Raw genomic sequence first — 19,413 nt, forward strand, 5'->3', positions numbered from 1 at the left:
CGAACTGGCCGCGGCCGTCTGGTCATCCGTCGAGGAAACGCAGGAGCTCGGCGGTGACGAACCGGGGGTTCTCCTCGACGAGCCAGTGCCCGGCGTTCGGCACGTCCACCGCCCGCACGATGTTGGTCATGCGCGGGGCCACTGTGCCCTGGATCGCGTCGAGCTGCCCTTGGGCCGTCATGAGCAGGGCCGGGACGCGTATCGGTGCTGCTGCCACGGTGTCGCGGACGTCTTCGTCGAGGGCGCGGTAGAGCTCGAAGCCGCCCGACAGGACCTCGGGCCGACTGTAGGTCCGTGCGTACTCGTCGATCTCGGTGCTGGTGAACGGGGACCGGTCAGAGGTGCCCCCGAACGCCGGGCCGCCGAACGAGACTTGGGGATAGAACAGTGCCAGGTACTCGCGGACATCGTCGCCCACGACCGTCTCGGGGACCCGTCGCTGGGAGTGGAAGGCGATGTGCCAGCTCAGTGAGCGGTAGGTGGTTGCATCGATCGCGGGCCCGGGCAGCGGCAGGTCGAGGTAGCCGAGGCGTGCGGTGTCGTCGGGGAATTGGCTGGCGTACTGGAATGCCACTGCGGCGCCGAGATCGTGCCCGATGACACGGGCGTCACTCACCCCGAGCTGATCGGTGATCAGCTTGTGCACATACCGTGCCAGCGTGGCTTTGTCGTAGCCGGTCGGTGAGCCGGTGCTGTCACCCAGTCCGGGAAGGTCGACGGCGTAGACGGTGTGGTGCTCGGCGAGTTCCGGCATGATCGGCCACCAGCTGTACCAGGTCTGTGGCCAGCCGTGTATCAGCACTACCGGCGTGCCGCTGCCGCCGGTCACGTAGTGCATACGGACGCCGTCGACGTCGGCGAACTCGTGTCGGAAGGTGTCCTGGAAGCGGGGATCGTCGTGGGTGACGGCGGCGTGGACGGGAACGTCGTCGCCGGCTGTCGGCGTGGAACAGGCTGCGCTGCCCATCGTGAGCAGGAGGGTGAGTACGACGGTTGCCACCGTGCGCGCGGGTCGCAGGAAACGGCGCGGCAACGGCCGTGGTGGGGTGATCATGTGTTCCTGTCCTGGTGAAGGTGGATCAGCGGCCGGTCGTGCCGTCGATGAGTTCGCGGAGGAGGTCCGCGTGGCCCGCGTGCCGGCCGGTCTCCTCGATCATGTGGGTGAGTGCCCAGCGGATGCTGGGAGCGGGGCGGTCCGGCCGCGGTCGGGGGACGGGTGCGCCGAGATCGGTGCACCCGTCGAGAACGTCGTTCGCGCGCTCGACCGCCTCTCGGTAGCGGGCGACGACATCGGCCACGCTGTCCGCAGGTGCGGCCCGGAACGTCGCCTGCCAGTCGGTGACGTCGTCGCCGAGGAACATCGAGCGCTCGACGAAAGTCAGGTGGTTGAGCAGGCCCAGCAGGTTCGTGCCCGACGGCACTGCGGCTGTTCGCACCTGCGGTTCGGGGGCGCCGTCGACCTTCGCGGCGATCGAGGTCCGGAGGTAGTCGAGGAATCCGCGCAGGACCTCCGTCTCGTCGCTTCCGGTCCGGGGCGGCGGGGTGTCGCGGCGGTTGCGGCGCGTGGTGCCGGGCACCGTGGTCTCCCTTCCTCTGCCGGGTGCGGGCGCCGGCCGCCGTGTCATGCGGTGCGGCGGATGAGGAGGACGTGGTCGGTGACCTCCGCGGTGCGCCCGTCCGGCCCGGTCGCGATCCGGCGGGGTGCGTCGGCCCGCTCGACCGTCCATGTCCGCGGGGTCAGGCCGATGCCCTCGGCGACTTCCCGCGGGCTCGGGTAGCGGATGTCGGGATCCTGGTTCCACGACCACGGCGCGGTCGAGCCGTGGTCGACGACCAGCAGCCGCCCGCCCGGGCGCAGTGCGTGCGCGGCCGAGCGCAGGACGGTTGATCGGTCCAGGTCGAAGGGGGTGTGCAGGTAGTGGGCGCAGATCAGGTCGAATCCGCCGGGCGGGAAAGACCTGTGCAAGTCGGTCCGCACGGTGGTGACGCGGTCGCCCAGGCCGTGTGAGCGGGCGAGGGCGGCGAGCCGCTCCACCGCCACGGCCGAGATGTCGACGGCGGTGACCTGCCACCCCTGGCCGGCGAGCCACAGCGCGTCGCCGCCGTCGCCGCATCCGAGGTCCAGCGCGTCACCGGGCGGCAGGCCCGTCACCGTCTCGGTGAGGCGGGCATTCGGCTGCGGGCCACTGGCTGCCGGTCGGCCCGCGTAGACGCCGTCCCAGAACGTGACCGCATCGGTGGTACTCATCAAGGCTCCTTGTGCCGGTGTGTCGGTGTGCACTCAGTCTTGCCAGGCACCCCACGAGCTGGCACGCAATCTTGCGGTTACGGCAAGATGGTCCGATGGATCGCAAGACGGACGACGAAGTGCTCGACACGGTGGGGCGGCGCCTTCGTGCGCTGCGTCGTGACCGCGGCATCACCCTCGCCGACCTCGCGGCGACGACCGGCGTGTCGGAGAGCACCCTGTCCCGGCTGGAGACCGGGCAGCGCCGGCCGAGCCTGGAACTGCTGCTGCCGCTGGCCCGCACCTATGACGTTCCCTTGGACGACCTCGTCGGCGCCCCGCGTACCGGCGACCCCCGGATCCACCTCAAGCCGATCAGGCGGTTCGGGATGACCTTCGTGCCTCTGTCCCGGCGGCCGGGCGGGGTGCACGCGTTCAAGATGATCATCCCCGCCCAGCCGGAACCACTCGAACCGACCCCGCAGACCCACGAAGGCTTCGAATGGCTGTACGTGCTCAACGGACGCCTGCGGCTCGTGATCGGCGAGCGTGACCTGACGCTGCCGCCCGGTGAGGCAGCCGAGTTCGACACGTCCTTGCCCCACTGGCTGGGCAGCGCCGACGGCGGCGTGGTCGAGCTTCTCATCCTGTTCGGCCTGCAAGGGGTGCGCGCGCACGTCCGCAGCGACCCTCATCAGCCGTCTCAGGCCGGGAAGCGGCGGTGAACTACACAACGACCGGCGGAGGCCGGTCGGAACGGTACTGCTCGTCAGGCGGTCGGCCCAGTGCGGAGCCGCCGCACGTCCCGCGCGAACGCGTACGAAGCGCTGAGGAAGATCACGGCTCCAGCCACGAGCCAGAGGACCGACGCCCCAGAGCGGTACCCGCGAACGGCGAAGACGAGCAGCATCCCGCCGGCAAGGACGCCGAAAGGCCGAGATCAGAGCGCTGATGCGATGAGTCACACGGACATCGTCAACGACAACCTCAGCCGGCGGAAGTGATCCCGACGAACCGGCCCGGCCACGCCGTTGTGCAGTTCGGCGACCCGGGCGACCGGGAACCACGGGTGCCCGGGCGCTTCGTTCTCGGCCGGATCCATCGTCACACCCCTGTTGTGGACGACGTGACACGTCGGCGCCGACCAGTCGTCGGACGGCGGACGTATGAGAAGGGCAGAGGAGCTCGCCGACGGCCTCAGCGGCTACCGGTAGAGACCGTGGGCTGCGGCCCCGGTCCGGCCGGAGGGCAGGCGCGAGCCCGGCCTCCCGGCGTCGTGACCTGCCGCCCGGCTTGTCGCCGCAGTGAAGGTTGAGCGTTTCTCATCGAAGGTTGAGCGATGCCTTCGCTGAATCCCTCGCGCCCTATGTGACTTCGCTCGACTGCTCGGCGGAGCGGGAGCGTCGATGGGCTGCGACTCGTTCGCGGGTCGCGCATCGGCGGGAGCAGAAGCGGCGTTCCGGACCGCTGCCCTGGGTGATGAAGACGTTCTGGCAGCCGGGTGATGCGCAGATCCTGCCCGGAGGGCATTGACGGTCCCAGACGAGGACGGTCAGGGCCATGCAGGACGAGGCGAGGAACCACTCGTCCCAGGGGGCGTCGTCGTCGTGGTCCAGGTGGGGATGCCAGGGGGTGCTGCCGCCGTGTGAGGTCAGGCGGAGCGGTCCGGTGCGGTCCTTCAGGAGGCGGTTGAGGGTGGCCGCGGCGTCGTCGGCGTGTTCGGCGGCGAAGACTTGCCGCAGCAGTGCGGCGGCTGCGCGCATCCCGGCAATGTCGCGGGTGGTGAGGTCGAGGGTCGGTCTCGCCGTACGCGCGGAGCACGCCGGCGACGTCTTCCCAGTGCTTTGGCACTCGCCGCGAGTGTGGCGGTCCTCGCAGTACTGGCCTTCTTCGCCATGCCGTCGATAACCGCCAACTCGTTCGGGGACCGCGCGATGTCGACTTGAGCGTTCCCATCGAAGAGTTCCCCTGTCGCCGAGAAGAGCGTTGGGAACGTTGAGTCACTGCTCCTCGACTTCGCCGCGCGCGGTGCTCCTGGCGGAGCCGCGCCTTCTTGCGCAGGTAGGGGAGCCGGTTGCGGCAGGTAGGTCAGCACGTGACGCGAATATGGTGTGTGCGGCCTCGTCCAGCCGTCTCGACCGTCGAACGTGATATGTACGCGATTCGTGCGGTAAAAGTACGCCAACTTTACGCTTTGTCGAGTAGGCTCCGGGTCAGGAGGTATTCCTTGTCCGAGTTGTTCGACGCGGTCGACGCGCTGGTCGCGTCCCGCTCTCCGCTGCCGCCGGCGGAGGAGCGCAAGCGGCTGCGGGTTGCGCACGGCCTGACGCTGGACGAAGTCGCTGCCGCACTGAAGGTGCGCCGGGCGACGGTGTCCGGCTGGGAGTCGGCCAAGAAGACGACCGAGCCGCGGGGTCCGGAGCGCGAGGCGTACGCGCGACTGCTGGAGAAGCTCGCAGAGCTCTACCCCGCCCCCTCGGTGACGGAGGCTCCGGCCGCCCCATCGGCGCCGGCCACGTTCACCGGTACGCCCACCGCCCCGGCGGACCCACGGACCCCCTCCACGGGGCAGGCGTCCGAGGCTGCGGCCACGGCTTCAACCGAGAACGCCCAGACCCCTGCCACTGCTCCCGTCGCCACTGCTCCGGCGGCCGCGCCGCGTCCGGCTCGCACCACCAGGCCATCGTCGACGTCGCGCCGTCCGGGCGCGAAGCAGGCGGCCCCGGTCGGCACCCCGGCAGGCGGCGCCGACTCGCGGTTCGAGAACGGTCCGCTGGCGGTCGTCGACGTCGAGGACGGGCAGGTGCTGGCGTACTGCACCGGCGGCCTGGTCCTGGACGTGCCCGCCAAGTCGATCCCGGCCCTGGTGGAGTGGACGTTGAAGGAGGCGAAGCTCGGGCAGCCGAAGCTGTCCGGCCCCGGCAAGGACGCCGACCCGCTGCTCGTGCTCACCGAAGCCGCCCTGGAGCGGTATGGCCTGCCCGCCACCCTCACCGAGGAGGAGAAGCTCGCCGGGCGGCTCCCGGAGGGCCACAAGGTCATCAAGCAGCTGGCCCGCGCGGAGTGGAAGCTCACGAAGCGGGGCTTCGGGCCGTGGGCGCGGATCTACCGCCCCGCCACCGGCTCGGGGCGGTCCTGCGTCCAGCTGTGCATCCCGTCATGGCACGCGCTGGACACCCGGCACTGGGGTGAGGCCGGGCAGCTGCCGCCGGCGGAACTCGCCCGTGTCATGGGTGTGTACGCGTCCCGGGTGATGACGCCGCGCGGCTCCACCGCCGTGACCGGCCTGGAGCTGATGACCGCGCTGCACCCGGCGACCCGGGCCTCCGAGCCGGACGCCGACGGCGAGCGGCACTCCGAGCACAACCCCGGCTCGCTGGGCAAGGACCCGGTCGACTGCGCGCCGTGTGAGGCTCCGGACGGGCACCCGCTGCTCAAGGACCTGCCGCGCTTCCATGTCCGCGGCCCGGCGGAGAAACTGTTCGAGGAGGCGTACGACTGGGCACGGCCGATGACGGATGCCGAGTGCATGCTGCGGCACCTGGTCGGCATCGACGTGAACATGGCCTTCGCCGCCGGCGCCAACGGTCTGGTCGTCGGCCTCGGTGCGCCGACGCACGTCAAGGCCCCGGTGTTCGACCCGAAGCTGCCCGGGTCGTGGCTGGTGGACCTGTCCCACGTCGACCTGTCCCGGGTGAAAGTCGGCAAGGACAAGTGGGCCGACCTGGACGCCGGCCTGCTGCCGAGCCCGTTCACGCCGAAGGGCGAGCGCCCCGCCGGCCCGGCCTGGTATGCCACACCCACCGTCGCCTACGCGGTGGAACTGGGCTACGAGGTGCGCCCGATCGAAGCATGGGTGCGCCACGAGAACGGCCGCTACCTGGACGGCTGGTACAACCGGTTGCGCGACGCCTACCTCGCCACGATGGCCGATCTCGGCGTCGACGCCGACCTCGCGCCCGAGGACTTCCTCGCCGCGATGGACGGCTACAAGGAGCGCGACCCGGAGCTGGCGATCGTCGTCTCGGCGATCAAGGCGACGGTCAAGGGCGGCCTGGGCAAGCTGCGCGAGCGGCCCCGCGGCGAAGGCTGGCGGCCCGGCCGGCCATGGCGGGCCCTGGCCCGCCCGACGTGGCGGCCGGACATCCGGGCGGCGGTCATCTCCCGCACCCGGATCAACCTCCACAGGAAGATCGTCAAGCACGCGGCGTTCACCGGCCGGTACCCGGTGGCGATCCTGTCCGACTGTGTCGTGTACGCGGCCGACGGCACCAGCCCGCTGGACTTCCTGCCCTACCGGGACGGCAAGCCGCTGCCCGGAGGCTTCAAGCTCGGCATCAACCCCGGCCTGGTCAAGCACGAGGGCACCCAGACCGTCCTGTGGGGTGAAGGGGTCCGCGAGCGGTTCAACGCCCCGGAGCTCAACCTCGCCCGCTATATCAAGGACGGCACCGTCACCGACATCGACAACGGGGAGTAGGAGAGGGCTATGACCCTGTTCGGGGACGGCCTGGAAGCCGCGGTGCACAAGGCGTTCACCCGCCCGGCACCCAAGAGCGCGGGCGCGCAGATGCGGTACCTGGTCAAGCAGCTCAAGGGCACCAAGGCGGTCGCCCAACTGCTGCGGGTCTCTCAGCGCACCGTCGAGCGGTACGTGAAGGACCAGATCAAGAAGCCCCGCCCGGACCTCGCCGCGCGCCTGGAGCGCGAGGTGAAGAAGCGGTGGCAGCCGCAGATCCGGGCCAGGGCCAAGGAACGCGCGGCGACCACCGGCGGTGTCGTCATCGACACCCGCGCCCGGATCGGCTACACCGCCCCCATCGGCACGACCGACGACGCCCGCCTGCGGCACCTGACCGTGGCGCTGCCGCCGCAGTACGCCGCCCGCCTCTTCGACGCACAGGAGGCCGGTGCCGGCGACCAGCAGCTCAAGGAGATCACCGCCGAAGCGCTCAGGGAGGTCTATTTCCAGGACGGCGGCCGCCGCGCCGGCAGCCTGGAAGAGGTCCGCTTCACCGACATCGAGCACCTGGAGTTCGACCTGTAGCAGCCGCCCCCCGGACAGCCTGCGAGACCCGGCCCGTGAGCCGAAGCACCAGTGTTTTCACGCAGGCGGGTTTGTTGTCACCGCCCGCGGGTGCTGTGGGGGAGCCGCCCCGGGCGTACCACCATCTTTGGCCGATTCCGGCAGTTCACCCGGTTCTGCCGTGGGAGTAGCGTTAGGCGCCCCTGCGGCGGGCCGCCGGGGTGCCGGATCACGCGGCACAGCCCAAGAGCACCGACCGACGAGGAGGACCACGATGTCGTGGGTGACCAGCAGCCTTCGGGCGCTCAGCGGTGAGATGCGTGCACGGTGGCACGGCTACTTCGTCGGCTACGGGCAGCAGGACTGACGCTCGGCAGCCGGGCCGGGCACAGCCCCGACCGGCAAGGAGGACAGCCGCGATGTCATGGATCATCAGAAGCCTTCAGGCGCTCAGCGGTGAGGCGCGTGCGCGCCGAAACCAGTACGGCGACAGGTACGGGCACAACGCCTGACAGCCTCTCCGCAAAGGGATGGGACGAGCGCCCGGACCGCCGCGTGTCCCGTTCTCCGTCGGATGGGCGGACGACCCATGCTCCTTGACAGGAAGAGTCTGTGGCCGCAACTGCGGCGCTGGGAGGAGCAGGCCGCAGGCCGCGACGGTCCGTTCAGGCTCCGCTTCGGCACCCTCTTCGTGGCCGATGCCGACGCGGCCCGGGACGTGCTGGTCGACCCGGCCGGCGACTACCTGTCCCAGTCCGGGTTCTTCCGCCTGGGACGGGAATCCCTGTCCCAGGCGGTCCGCAGCGAAGCCTCCCGTGAGCTGCTCAGGGTCCTGGCCCGGCACGACCTCGCGTCGTCGTTCGACCTCGACTCCGCCCTCGGTGAGGTGAGTGACGGCCGCGGCCGCCTGCGGCACCAGCGCTGGGGCGTCGAACTGGTCCGGCGGTACTTCGCCCCCGTCATCGCGCACCGGCGTCACACCGAGATCAACGCGCTCGTCGACGCCTACGTGACGTCGAGCGTCGTCACCGACGACATCGTGGGCCATGTGCTGAGGCGCTCGCACCGTACGGTGCCCGCCGTTCGGGCCGGGCTCGCCGAACAGCTCGGCCGACTACCACTGCGGGAAAGCGGCGCGCAGGACCTGGTCGATTTGGTGCTGGGCCTGCCCGGAGAGCTGTCCACGGCCGATCGCGCGCAGTTGCTGCAACGCCTCGTCCTGTCCACGGTCGGCTTCACCGGCGTGACCCTCGAATGGGTGGTGATGCTCGGCATCAGGCACGGCTACGATACCCCGGCGGTGGGGCAGGAGCAGGTCCATCGGCTGGTCAAGGAGGCGCTGCGGCTGTATCCGACCGCCTGGCGCCTGATCAGAGTGGCCGCCGCCGACCACGACCTGGCCGGCTGCCGGGTCCGCGAGGGCGAGCACGTCCTGATCGGCACGCACGCGATCCACCGGTCGGCGGCCGTCTGGGACGAACCCCTGGACTTCCGCCCCTCACGCTGGGAGCAGCCGACCGACGACCAGCGGCGCTCCTACCTCCCCTTCGGCAAAGGCGAGGGCATGTGCCCGGCGAACGGCTTCGCCGTCAAGGCACTCGAACACCTCGGTCACCTCATCCTCCACGGTCACCGGGGACACGTGCGGTTGCGCACCCGAAAGCCTCACGTCCGCACGCTCCTGGCCCCACCTGCCGGCTGGACCCGCCTCACCCCCGCCGCGGCACCCGATCGCTGAACCCGCCCCCTCGGCACCGCCGTCCCCGCCAAGGACGTCGGCACCTCCGGCCCCGGACCGCCGGCAGGGCCACGAGGGCACCACCCGCACAGGCCCGCGGCCACCGGCCCTGGGATTCCTGCCCGCGCGGGTCGGCAGCCGCAGTGCACCGGCAGCTTGTGCCGTCTCCCGGTCCGCTCGACCGCAGGCCTTACAGGGCTACATGTGCCGCAGGAGTGTCCAGCAGCGCGCGGGTGCGCGTCCCCTCGGGATCGTCGCGCAGTTCGTAGATCTCCAGGCGCTGGTCGGGACGGTCCGCCTGAGCCCAGAGCTGGAAATCGACGGTGATCTCGCCGGCATGGGGATGGATCATGCGTTTCGTGCCGGCGACGCATTCGCCGACGCGCCCTGAGGCCCACAGGGCGGCGAAGGCGTCGTCACGGACGCACAGCTCACCGATCATGCGGGTCAGAGCCTCGTCGTCCGGGTACTTCCCACTGATCAGCCGCAGGTAGGCGACGTAGTCCGCGGCCTCCTGGCCCCAGTCCCGGTACAGGGCGCGGGCCCGGGGGTCGAGGAAGAGCAGGCGGGGCAGGGACGGCCGGGTGTCCGGGTGGTCGGGAGCGTCCGCGCGCAAGTGCGCAGCGATCAGCGCGTGCCCGAGCTCGTTCCAGGCCAGGACGTCGTTGCGTCGGCCGAGGACGACCGCGGGACGCTCAGCGACCAGGGACAGCAAGGTCTGTGCGTTCGGGCTGACGGTTTCGGGGCCGGAGTCCGTGGCTGCGGCGGGGGTGCGTGGAGTCCGCGCCAAATCCAGCAGGTGCTCGGTCTCGGTGACGGACAACTGCAGCGCCCGGGCCAAGGCCAGCAGGACCTCGTCGGAGGCGCGTCGACTGTGCCCCTGTTCCAGGCGCGTGTAGTACGTGACGCTGACCCCGGCCAGCTGCGCCACCTCTTCCCGGCGCAGGCCAGGCACCCGTCGACGGACCCCGAACCCGTTCATGGGGGTCGCCTCCGGCGGGAGGGCGGCACGTTTCGACCGAAGGAAAACAGCCAGATCACCCGGATCGTTCATATATCAACCGTAGAGGGTGTGCCCGAACGCGACCATATCCCTGTCGGTGCCACCCTTCCCGAGGGGTGCAAAGAGCGGGATCTGGTAGCTGACCAGCGCATCTTTCACGATCGCCGGCATGCCTCTACCCATCCTCGCTCTCGCCCTGACCGCCTTCGCCCTGGGAACAGCCGAACTCGTCCCCAACGGTCTGCTGCCCCTCATCAGCGACGATCTCGGCGTTTCGGTGTCCCAGGCGGGCTGGGTGACCACCAGCTTCGCGCTCGGCGCGATGAGCGGCGGCCCGCTCGTCGCCGCCGCCACCCTCCGCCTTCCCCGCAAGCCCCTCGTGACCGGCCTGGCCCTCGTCTTCCTCATCGCCAACGCCGCTACAGCCCTCGCGGGCAGCCTGCTCCTGGTGTCCCTCTCCCGCGCCCTGGCTGGAGCGATGCTGGGCGGATTCCTCGGCGTCGCGATCACCATCGCCGGCGGCATGGTCGCCCCCACCCGGCGCGCCATGGCCATCGCCGTTGTCTTCACCGGATTCACCGTCTCCAACGTGATCGGCGTCCCCATCGGCAACATCGTCGGGCGCGCGGCCGGCTGGGAGTCGGCCTTCTGGGTCGTCTCGGGCCTCGCCGCCATCGGCGCCCTCGCCATGTGGCTGCTGTTGCCCGGCACACCCGCAGGTGGCGATGGCGAGGACCGCGGCCTCGCCGTCCTGCGCAGCGGGGCGCTGTGGGCCGCTTTCCTCGCCATCGCGCTCGGCTACGGCGGCTTGTTCGTCGTCTACACCTACATCGCCCCGTACCTGACCACCGTCACCGGGGTGTCCGCCGGCTCCGTCACCTGGCTGCTGCTCCTGTTCGGCGCCGGCCTGATCGCCGGCAACGCCCTCGGCGGCCGCTACGCCGACCGCTCGGTGACCCGCACGGTCGTCGTCATCCTCAGCATCCTGGTCGTCGGGCTGCTGGCCCTGTGGGCGCTGGGGTCGGTCCTGCCCGCCGTGCTTGTGCTCCTGGTCCTGCTCGGCGGCGCGGGCTTCGGTATGGTGCCCCCGCTGCAGTCCTACGTCCTGCACATCGCCGGCACCGCGTCCGCCCTGGTGTCCGCCCTCGCGGCCGCCTCGTTCAACGCAGGCGTCGCACTCGGCTCCGCAGTCGGCGGTCTCGCCCTGAACCACACCTCCCATTACCCGGTGCTGGCTCTGGCCGGCGCATCCATGACCCTGCTCGGACTGATCGTCTTCCTGCTCACCCACCACCGGCACAACGCCCGCCGAACAGCGGCGCAGGACAGTTCAGCGGCCCCACACGCCTGAACATGTCGGCAGGGACAACGCATGCGATCGTGCCGACCCTCGGTTGAAGGGCGCCGGTGATCAGCGCTCCTCATTCCGCCGTGCGCCGTTTGGTCCGTGGACCGGGTGCGCGGCGGGCGATGACCCAGGCCTCCCGCCCGGCCGCCGTCGGCAGCGGTCGAGCGGAAGGCACCGTGCCGGTCAGCTGAAGCCCCAGTGGTGGCTCCAGTAGCTGTCGGCCGTGATCTCCTCGGCGGTGTAGGTCTGCTCATCGACGAGCAGGCCCCGGCAGCCGACCTCCAGGTCCCAGCCACCCGGCGTGCGGACGTAGAAGGACACCATCTTGTCGTTGGTGTGCCGGCCCAGCGTCGAGGAGATGTGGTAGCCGGCGGAGGTGACTCGGTCCAGGGCCCGGCCGACCTCGTCGAGGGTTTCGCACTCGACCATGATGTGCACCGGCGCGGGCGATCTGAGATCGGGCGTGGGCATCAGCGCCAGGCTGTGGTGGCGTGCGTTGACCCCCATGAAGCGGATGTGCATCGGGTCCACGTCCGGCGGCGTGGGCAGCCGGAATCCACCGCGGGCCAGGAAACCGAGCGACTCGTAGAAGCTCCGGGCCGCCGCCATGTCGCCGACCGGCACCACCACGTGGCCGGCGCCGAGGCCACCGGTGACGAACCGGTTGCGTAGGGGGTGTTGAGCGGGCTGTGGTCCAGGGCCGGGCCGTGGAAGACCTCGACCGGCGTGCCGCCGGGAGCGAGGAAGGAGATGGCCTCCTCCACGCGACGGGCCGCGGTGTCGGCAGTGGACAGCGGCTTGACCGCGACGCCGGCCTGCTCGACGGCGGCCTGCACGCGTCGCAGCGCCAGGTGGTCCCGGACCTCCCAGCACGTCAGGTGTAAAAAAGGGGCGAACACGCCGAGCACCTTCCAGGGAACGCGCGACCACGGGATGACACCCGGGCGCAGACGGCAGCAGTGCCGTCCCCGCCCAACGCGAGACCGTCCTCTCGCACAGGCCCGCACTCGGCCGAGTTCTGCAAGGGGACGCTCGCGTACCCCGGCGCCATTTCCCGGCCGGCCCCGACGCGGTCCGGCTCGCCCAGGCCAAGTGATCCGGCAAGCAAGGTGACGCCGCGCCGGCCAGGTCTGGATGCTGTCCCTGGTCCGCGACCCCACACGCTCGGGGCCCTCCGCACGCCGCACGGAGAGCCCCGAGCGTGTGGGGTCGATCCTGACAGGCGTAGCCCGACGCGGTTTTGGCTTCGCTCCGGCATGTCGGAAGCGGCCAGTAGCCTCGGGCACCATGGGGATTCAGATCAACGTAGTGGTGGATTACCCGATCAACGATGAGGTGGAGAGGGTGCTCGGGTTGGCCGAGGCGGTCGGCGAGCCCGTCACGGTCACGTTCATGTGGGAGGGGCGGCAAGCTGAACACGCGGTGCTGGTGCCCGCGGCCACGCTGGCGCTCTGGGAGCATTGGGCCCCCACCGCCTACCCGACGACGAGTGGCGCCGGGGACGAGAACCGGGCTGGGGCGCAGGTCCCGGAACTGGCCCACCCCAACGGAATGCGGCGCGTTCATGCTCTTTCGCCGTCGCGTAGGAGGGCGCACGGCGGTTGCTCGCAACGGCGTGGTGGTCGCCGAGCTACTGAACCCCGACGAGGCGCACTGGCTCCAGGAGAAGGCCCGCAACGTCCGCCAAGGCTTCATGGATCCGAAGCAGAAGGCGGCGTTCGAGGAGTTCCTTGCCCGCCAGTCATCCCTCGATGAGCAGTGACGCTTGACGGCGATCCGTTCCACGTGAAGACCAGCCGCTGAGGGAAGGGCCGTGCATGGAACTCCTGGCCGAGTACAGCGTCGACGCCATTCCAGGCCGTCGCTTCATCGAGATCTATGACGCTGACGCCTACCTTGCCGACGCAGCCTCCATGGACGCCGCACGGCAACAGGTGGTGGCCGGCAACGGCTACCACCTGTACCTGCACAGCCTGCAGCCCGACATCCCCGCCCGGATCGATATCCGCATCTGGGACACACCACCCTCCGTACCGACCGATGCCGAAGGACACACCGGCGTCACCGTCGAATCCGAGACCGGAACGCTGGTCGTCAACCAGTTCACCTACGGTCCTGCCGGCGAGATGATCCTGCCCCGCCCCGGCGTATACGAAGGCCATGCCTGGTGGGCCGGTCGCCAAGCCGTACGCGACTACCACGACAGGGTCCTGCGCGATCTGACCGCCTCCGGGCAGGGCACCCGCCTGCCGGACGACTGGCGGCGCAGCCCGCACACCGAACGCTACGTTCTCGACCTGGCATGGATCCGCGACTCCTCGCCGCTCGACAACGAGGACGAGGACGAGCCAGCGCATCGCCCTCCGGCCTCGCCCATGCACTCAGCATCCCCGGGAGCGACGACACCCGGACTCATCCCCTGCCTCCGGCCCCCGTGTCCACCGGCTGGTACGCCGCCACCACCGAGCGCCGTTGGGCCGCGGGCTTTTTGGGACCTTCGTTCGTCCGGCGCCTGAAGGGCCGGTCTTCGGGAGACGGCCGCACCCCCGAACGCCCCTCCTCCTCCCCGTGCGGCCAGATGGCAGTACCCCGTCGAGGTCCGATGCTCACTGACCGCGCGGTTCAGATCCGATCCGCCGGTGTCGAGGCGTCAGGCGTTGTGCCAGTCGGGGGAGGCAACCTGGCGAAGGAGAGCCAGGAGGGACTTCCGGGCTCTTCATCAAGCCCGGGAAGCCAGTCGCTGGAGGATCTGCGCCGCGGGCTCCGCGGTCGCGCTACGGTACCCCGTTCCCGCCCACAGATTGATCCGCTCGGCATCGTTCGCCGCCGCTGCGGCGCTGCGCATCGAGCGGGTCAGGTGGTGCAGGGCGGGGTAACCGTATGGCGCCACGTCGCCGTACCGGTCGGTGAACTCGTTGCGCAGGGCCCGCGCCGGGCGGCCGGTGAAAGCCCGCGTCACCACGGTTTCACGGGCGGCCGGATCGGCGAGTGCGGCGCGGTGGGGGGCCGAGGTCCCCGCTTCGTCGGCACGCAACAGGACGGTGCCCACCATGACCGCCGCAGCCCCGGCGGACAGCGCCTCGGTCACGGCGTGCGGCGTGGCGATGCCGCCCGCGGCGACGAGGGGCAGGGACACCTCCTTCCGCACCGACCTCAGCAGGTCGGGCAACGGCACGGCGGGGGGCGTGCGCTGCGGGGTCCACGTGCCCAAGTGGCCTCCAGCGGCTGAAGCCTGCACGGCGAGTACATCGACACCCGCTTCCGCGGCGGCGCGCGCCTCCACCGGTGAAGTGACCGTCTGGACCACCAGGGTTCCCGCCGTACGCAGGGCGTCGACGATGCCCGACTCCGGCAGGCCGAAGGTGAAGCTGACGACCGGAACGGGGGAGGAGAGCAGGAGATCGACCTTGTCCGCCCAGTGGTCGTCGTCCTCGGTAACCGGGAACCGGGTGGTGTCGAGACCGTAGGCCCGGGCCTCGGGCGCGATGGCGTGAGCGAAGGCGCGGAAGGCCGTGGGATCGACCGGCGAGGGGTTCGGGGCGAACAGGTTGACCCCGAAGCCGACGCCGGCCGAGCGAGTACGGGCGATCTGCGCTTCCAAGGCCTCGACGGTCTTGTAGCCGCCCGCGAGGAAGCCGAAACCGCCCGCGCCGGCCGCCGCGACGACCAGTTCGGGGGTGGTGGGGCTGCCGGCCATCGGCGCGGCCAGTACCGGTGTCTCCACACCGACGTCAGTAAGCGGCGAAGCCATAAGAGAACTCCTTGCGGGAACATCGACACGACTGCCGCAGCCCGGCGTCCGTGGGTGGCCGTCGGTTCGGGCCGCCCCGCCGCGAACTGGGCATGGCCTCACGGTGCGCCGGTCGCGGCGGGCTTTCCAGGACGGGCTTTCTCCCACCTGACAGGCGTCGGCTTCCACCGCAGGCGGGAGGCGACCGAGACGGCTCTGTCGACATGACGGAGGCCGCTGACTGTTTCGGATCAGCGGCCTGTCGAACATGGGAGACGGACGGCGGTCGGCAGCCGCCCGCCCCGTCGATCAGTGACCGGCGCTCTGACCACCGTCGACGTGCAGCACCTCGCCGGTGACGAACGGCGCGTTCTCCAGGAAGAGAACCGCATCGACGATGTCGCTGATCTCGCCCATCCGCCCGACGGGATGCAGGGCGGCGAACGTGTCGAAGTGCTCCTCCGAGTGCATCGGCGTCCTGATGACGCCCAGGGCGACCGCGTTGCTGCGAATGCCACGGGGCGCGTACTCGATGGCCAGCGCCTTGGTGGCTGACTGCAGACCGCCCTTGGTCAGGGAGGCCAGCACCGAGGGCACGGCGGAGAGAGCGTGGTCGACCAGGCTCGTGGTGATCTGGACGACGTGGCCACCGCCTTGACGGAGCATCTGCTCGACGGCGAGCTGGGTGATGCGGAAGAACCCCGTCAGATTGACCCCGGTGACCGCGGCATAGTCCTCCTGGGTGTACGCGGTGAACGGCTTGGCGACGAAGAGGCCGGCGTTGTTGATCAGGGTGTCGATGCGGCCGAACCGTTCGATCGCGGCAGCGGCGACGCGCTCGGCCGTGGCCGGGTCGGCGATGTCGCCCTGGACGGTCACGAAGTCCGGTTCGTCCGAGGCGGCGATGGTCCGTGAGGTGGCGACCACGGCATAACCGAGCTTGCGGTACGCCTCGACCAGAGCGGCGCCGATGCCCTGGGACGCGCCGGTGACGACGGCGACCTTCTTGTCGGAGTTGTTCATGAGTGCCTTCTTCGCTCTCGTGTGGCGGTTGACGGTTCCGGCCGATGCTCATCGACCGGTGCGGGCTACAACCAGGCGACCGATCGTCTAATTTCCGGTGCCCTTGCGGTGAAGCTCCACCGATACGGCTCTGACCTGCAGTGGGAGCCTGTAACTACCAGCAGGGAGGAAAGGCGTCATGAAGGGCGGGGCGGCTTGACTGTAGTAGACCGATCGTCTAGCTTTTCGTGTCAGGTCGGTCGGACCAACCGGCCAAACGCTGGACGCCACAGATTCCTGACGCCGTGAGAGGCAGGCTTTTGCGGCAGTCGGCCCCATGTCGAGCGGCCGACAGGTCACTCACCCCACCGAATGCCCATCACGGGGTACGACCGGTTTCGTACCTTCGCGAGAGGACACAGCAGTGACCGCAACAGCAGAGCAGGAAGCCGTCGTGCGTGGCGTCATGGACCGGTGGAAGTCCGCGGTCGACGCACACGAACCGGAGAAGGTCGCGGCGCTCTTCACCGAGGACGCCGTCTTCCAGGGGCTCCACCCCTACAGCGTCGGCCGTCAGGGGGTCGCCGCGTACTACGACTCCCAGCCGACCGGGTTGGCGGCCGACTACGCGGTGCTCGAGACCCGAAGCCTCGCGGAAGACGTTCTCCTCGGGTATCTCGCGGTCGACTTCTCCTTCACCGACCGGCCGGACCTTCATGTCACCCTCAGCGTCGTCCTCAAGCGCGTCGCGGACCAGTGGTACCTCAGCCACTACCAGGTGACCAGGCTCGGCTGAAGCGCCCGCGCATGTCACCGGGCGGAGGCCGACGGCGACGGGTGACGGAACGGCACTCGCGGCGCCGACCCCGACTTACTAGTCGAACGGTCGTATACTTCACGCATGGGGCGAACGAGTGATGCCAGGAGCAAGCTCCTCACGGCTGCGCAGTCTCTCATCGAACTGCGGGGTTACTCGGCCCTGGGCGTGGCGGAGATCTGCAAGACCGCCGGAGTGCCCAAGGGCAGCTTCTACTACTTCTTCGAGTCCAAAGAGGCCCTCGCGCTGGCCGTGATCGACGAACACTGGACCGCTCAGCAGCACAACTGGGTCCGTGTCCTGAAAAGCGATCAGGAGCCCTTGCAGCGGCTCCGGCACCTGTTCGAGGAGACCGAGGCCGCTCAGCGCGCCGGCCAGGCCACGTGCGGAACGGTGTCCGGCTGCATGTTCGGCAACCTCACCCTCGAAATGAGCAACCAGACCGAAACGATCCGGGGCCGCCTGCAGCAGATCTTCGACGCCCAGGTCGACATGGTCGAGGAGGTGGTCTCCGAGGCGCTCGAGCGCGGAGACGCCGCGGTCGCCGACCCCCGCGCCGCTGCCCGCTCCGTGGTGGCCCAGCTGGAGGGGCAGGTGCTGTTCGCGAAGCTCTACAACGATACGGCCCAGCTCGAAGCGCTGTGGCACAACTGCCTGGCCCTGTTGGGCGCCCACCCCTCCGAGGCGGACGTGGCGACAGTCTGATCCGGCGCTTCCCGCCTGCGACGCGCCCATTCCGGGCATGCTGACGATCACTTCCGCTGCGCAACGTTCACGGAAGCGGGCGGCGATCTGCAGGTCGATGCCAGCCGTGTCGATGCCTGCTGCCTCCTCGTCCGGTGCCGGCACGGCAGGAGACGACTGACACCAGGACTCCACGCTGAACGACCTGTCCGAGACCAGGGCTCTCGGCCCGTCCTGCGAACGCATCGGAGTACGGATCGCGCGCAAAGGCATCGAGTCCAGCGAACGATTGGGCCGCCGCCGCTGGGTCATCGAGCGCACCTCGCCACGACGGCGGCCGGGTCCTCGCCACAGGCCAGTCCTACAGCCGCCACACCCACCACAAAACCGGGACCGAACCTCGACGCACAGGATGAACTGCAGGCTCAGCGCAGGGGGAACCGTGCAAGGTGCTGGTCCCATTCCTCTGCTGCCCGCATCAGCTCGGCCTGGTCTGTCTCGACCTCGATCACGTATTGATAGAGATCCGGGTTCTCGTTCTGCCGCCGGGGAGGCGCAGCCTCAAGCGAAAGGTGGACCCGCAGCACTCCCGTGCCGTCGTGCCACCAGACCTGACTGAAGGCGAGGACCGGTTCGAGGAAGGAAAGATCCGGGACGAGATGCCCTTCCGGGTCCGGCTTCGTGTCCGGCCTACGCCCGTATGCGACAGCACGCAACCATGCGGACAACTCACGAGCCTCGTCGACCAGCAGACACGAGTCCGTGAAGGACCAGTTGGCCGCCGGAGTGGTGACTTCCGCCCCAATGACGAGCCAGTTGTCGTCCCAGCGGTCACCACTGGCCACTGGGAACTGGTATCGGAGCGGCCGCAGACCGATGCCACCTGCTCGATCAGTAAGTCGCACTGCCCAAGGATGCCACGTCCCGCAGGACCCGCCGGACGTTGAACGACAAGCTAAGTGTCCGTACCGTCGCGATCAATGCGAGAAGGGACGTAGGGGGTAGTGGTCGGCTGTCTTGTGATGATCGACGGTTCGGCCGGATCACGCCCGGAACTCGGTGAGGTCGATGGCGTGAACGCGCAGGAGGTAGCCGTACACCGGGTGTGCCGTCTCCCGCTCGGCCACCATGCCGAGCTTGCGGATGACGTTCTCGGAGGCGTCGTCCCCCACCCGGTTGATGCTGATGACGCGGTCCAGGCCGCGGTCCTGGAGTGCGAACTCCAGCGTGGCGTGCGCGGCTTCCGACGCGTATCCCTGGCCCCAGAACTGTGAGCCGAGCCGCCAGCTGATTGCCACGGCGGGCAGCACCTCCGGCAGGAACTCCGGCACGGACAGCCCCGTGAAGCCGATCATTTCGCCCGAGGCCAGCAGTTCGACGGCGAAGAGTCCGAAGCCCTCCTCGTCCCACTCCTCCTCCCATCGCTCGATGGCCTCGGCCGTGTGGTCCAGGTCGCGCACCGAGCCGTCGTCGATCCAGCGCATCACCCGTGGGTCCGCGTTGATGTCCGCCATCGGCGTGAGGTCGTCGTCGTGCCAGCTACGGAGGAGGAGACGGGGGGTGCGGATCTCGGTCATGCGCCCATCCTGCCGAAGGCAAGCGCCTCATCGCTAATCCGGCGCTCGCCCGCGCTGCCGCTCCGGAACCACAACCCGTCAAGCCGCCTGCACCGCACATCGTGACGGGGGAGACATCGGGCCGACAGCCGGGCAGACGACGTGCCACTTCGGCAGCGCGGTCATGAGGTTCCCCCGAGATGCGGGGAAAGGTGACAGCAGGTCAGATGGGTGTCATGAGAGGAGCCCAGACGATGCCTGCCCCGAGGAAGTACCCGCTGG

Annotated in this window: 18 protein-coding genes and 3 pseudogenes; 10 read left to right on the plus strand and 11 right to left on the minus strand. The window is 69.8% G+C overall.

The window, feature by feature from the left end; translation table 11 throughout:
* Window positions 1-22 precede the first annotated feature (22 nt).
* The 3 genes from IE178_RS28835 to IE178_RS28845 are packed head-to-tail and all read right to left on the minus strand — an operon-like array spanning window position 23 to window position 2,248.
* Window positions 23-1,054: an alpha/beta fold hydrolase gene (locus IE178_RS28835; RefSeq protein WP_193514334.1), complete on the minus strand. Its 1,032-nt coding sequence runs from the start codon at window positions 1,052-1,054 to the stop codon at window positions 23-25.
* Window positions 1,055-1,079: 25 nt separating this feature from the next.
* A complete protein-coding gene (locus tag IE178_RS28840) occupies window positions 1,080-1,577 on the minus strand; it encodes a DinB family protein (protein WP_193514335.1) in 498 nt (165 codons plus the stop codon).
* Between the two features lie 44 nt (window positions 1,578-1,621).
* On the minus strand, window positions 1,622-2,248 hold the full coding sequence (locus IE178_RS28845; RefSeq protein ID WP_184764799.1) for a class I SAM-dependent methyltransferase: 627 nt from the start codon (window positions 2,246-2,248) through the stop codon (window positions 1,622-1,624).
* Between the two features lie 95 nt (window positions 2,249-2,343).
* Here IE178_RS28845 and IE178_RS28850 point away from each other — a divergent pair, with 95 nt between their 5' ends.
* Window positions 2,344-2,952, plus strand: coding sequence for a helix-turn-helix domain-containing protein (locus IE178_RS28850; RefSeq protein WP_193514336.1), 609 nt, complete (start codon window positions 2,344-2,346; stop codon window positions 2,950-2,952).
* 236 nt (window positions 2,953-3,188) lie between these two features.
* Here the strand turns inward: IE178_RS28850 and IE178_RS28855 are convergent, their stop codons facing one another.
* The gene (locus IE178_RS28855) at window positions 3,189-3,329 is read right to left on the minus strand and encodes a hypothetical protein (RefSeq protein WP_193514337.1); all 141 of its coding nucleotides are present in this window, start codon (window positions 3,327-3,329) and stop codon (window positions 3,189-3,191) included.
* A gap of 262 nt (window positions 3,330-3,591) precedes the next feature.
* Window positions 3,592-4,105, minus strand: a pseudogene (locus tag IE178_RS28860) (CGNR zinc finger domain-containing protein).
* Between the two features lie 349 nt (window positions 4,106-4,454).
* On the opposite strand from IE178_RS28860, the gene tap reads away from it, so the two are divergent.
* The 3 genes from tap to IE178_RS28875 all read left to right on the plus strand — a co-directional run bounded on the left by tap (window position 4,455) and on the right by IE178_RS28875 (window position 8,991).
* Window positions 4,455-6,707, plus strand: a complete 2,253-nt coding sequence (gene tap / locus IE178_RS28865) for a telomere-associated protein Tap (protein WP_193514338.1) — start codon at window positions 4,455-4,457, stop codon at window positions 6,705-6,707.
* Between the two features lie 9 nt (window positions 6,708-6,716).
* Complete coding sequence (gene tpg / locus IE178_RS28870) at window positions 6,717-7,274, plus strand: telomere-protecting terminal protein Tpg (RefSeq protein WP_193514339.1); 558 nt, start codon at window positions 6,717-6,719, stop codon at window positions 7,272-7,274.
* Window positions 7,275-7,842: 568 nt separating this feature from the next.
* A complete protein-coding gene (locus IE178_RS28875; protein ID WP_193514340.1) occupies window positions 7,843-8,991 on the plus strand; it encodes a cytochrome P450 in 1,149 nt (382 codons plus the stop codon).
* A 190-nt stretch (window positions 8,992-9,181) separates the two neighbouring features.
* Here IE178_RS28875 and IE178_RS28880 read toward each other — a convergent pair whose 3' ends face one another.
* Entirely contained in the window at window positions 9,182-10,045 is an 864-nt protein-coding gene (locus IE178_RS28880; RefSeq protein ID WP_193514341.1) for a helix-turn-helix domain-containing protein, read from the minus strand.
* 118 nt (window positions 10,046-10,163) lie between these two features.
* Between IE178_RS28880 and IE178_RS28885 the strand changes: the two genes are divergently transcribed.
* Complete coding sequence (locus tag IE178_RS28885) at window positions 10,164-11,345, plus strand: MFS transporter (protein WP_193514342.1); 1,182 nt, start codon at window positions 10,164-10,166, stop codon at window positions 11,343-11,345.
* Window positions 11,346-11,525: 180 nt separating this feature from the next.
* Here the strand turns inward: IE178_RS28885 and IE178_RS36320 are convergent, their stop codons facing one another.
* Window positions 11,526-11,951: a VOC family protein gene (locus tag IE178_RS36320; RefSeq protein ID WP_318280303.1), complete on the minus strand. Its 426-nt coding sequence runs from the start codon at window positions 11,949-11,951 to the stop codon at window positions 11,526-11,528.
* Window positions 11,952-12,629: 678 nt separating this feature from the next.
* Here IE178_RS36320 and IE178_RS28895 point away from each other — a divergent pair.
* Window positions 12,630-13,104 (plus strand): annotated as a pseudogene (locus IE178_RS28895) (hypothetical protein).
* A 55-nt stretch (window positions 13,105-13,159) separates the two neighbouring features.
* Complete coding sequence (locus tag IE178_RS28900; protein ID WP_193514343.1) at window positions 13,160-13,858, plus strand: hypothetical protein; 699 nt, start codon at window positions 13,160-13,162, stop codon at window positions 13,856-13,858.
* Between the two features lie 203 nt (window positions 13,859-14,061).
* Here the strand turns inward: IE178_RS28900 and IE178_RS28905 are convergent, their stop codons facing one another.
* Together IE178_RS28905 and IE178_RS28910 are read right to left on the minus strand one after the other, a co-directional pair.
* Window positions 14,062-15,093: an NAD(P)H-dependent flavin oxidoreductase gene (locus IE178_RS28905; protein ID WP_193514344.1), complete on the minus strand. Its 1,032-nt coding sequence runs from the start codon at window positions 15,091-15,093 to the stop codon at window positions 14,062-14,064.
* A gap of 288 nt (window positions 15,094-15,381) precedes the next feature.
* The gene (locus IE178_RS28910; protein ID WP_184764787.1) at window positions 15,382-16,095 is read right to left on the minus strand and encodes an SDR family NAD(P)-dependent oxidoreductase; all 714 of its coding nucleotides are present in this window, start codon (window positions 16,093-16,095) and stop codon (window positions 15,382-15,384) included.
* A gap of 403 nt (window positions 16,096-16,498) precedes the next feature.
* Between IE178_RS28910 and IE178_RS28915 the strand changes: the two genes are divergently transcribed.
* The 3 genes and pseudogenes from IE178_RS28915 to IE178_RS28925 form a co-directional block, all read left to right on the plus strand.
* Window positions 16,499-16,870: an SgcJ/EcaC family oxidoreductase gene (locus tag IE178_RS28915; RefSeq protein ID WP_229875894.1), complete on the plus strand. Its 372-nt coding sequence runs from the start codon at window positions 16,499-16,501 to the stop codon at window positions 16,868-16,870.
* Window positions 16,871-16,975: 105 nt separating this feature from the next.
* A complete protein-coding gene (locus IE178_RS28920) occupies window positions 16,976-17,596 on the plus strand; it encodes a TetR/AcrR family transcriptional regulator (protein WP_193514345.1) in 621 nt (206 codons plus the stop codon).
* Window positions 17,597-17,816: 220 nt separating this feature from the next.
* Window positions 17,817-17,897 (plus strand): annotated as a pseudogene (locus IE178_RS28925) (IS5/IS1182 family transposase); the annotation flags it as partial.
* Window positions 17,898-18,000: 103 nt separating this feature from the next.
* Here IE178_RS28925 and IE178_RS28930 read toward each other — a convergent pair.
* Together IE178_RS28930 and IE178_RS28935 are read right to left on the minus strand one after the other, a co-directional pair.
* Window positions 18,001-18,480 (minus strand): WapI family immunity protein, encoded by a 480-nt coding sequence (locus tag IE178_RS28930; RefSeq protein WP_193514346.1) that lies wholly within the window; start codon window positions 18,478-18,480, stop codon window positions 18,001-18,003.
* A 138-nt stretch (window positions 18,481-18,618) separates the two neighbouring features.
* A complete protein-coding gene (locus IE178_RS28935) occupies window positions 18,619-19,152 on the minus strand; it encodes a GNAT family N-acetyltransferase (RefSeq protein ID WP_184764783.1) in 534 nt (177 codons plus the stop codon).
* Window positions 19,153-19,413: the final 261 nt, after the last annotated feature.

The sequence above is a fragment of the Streptomyces griseoloalbus genome (assembly GCA_014650015.1).
Lineage (GTDB): Bacteria > Actinomycetota > Actinomycetes > Streptomycetales > Streptomycetaceae > Streptomyces > Streptomyces griseoloalbus.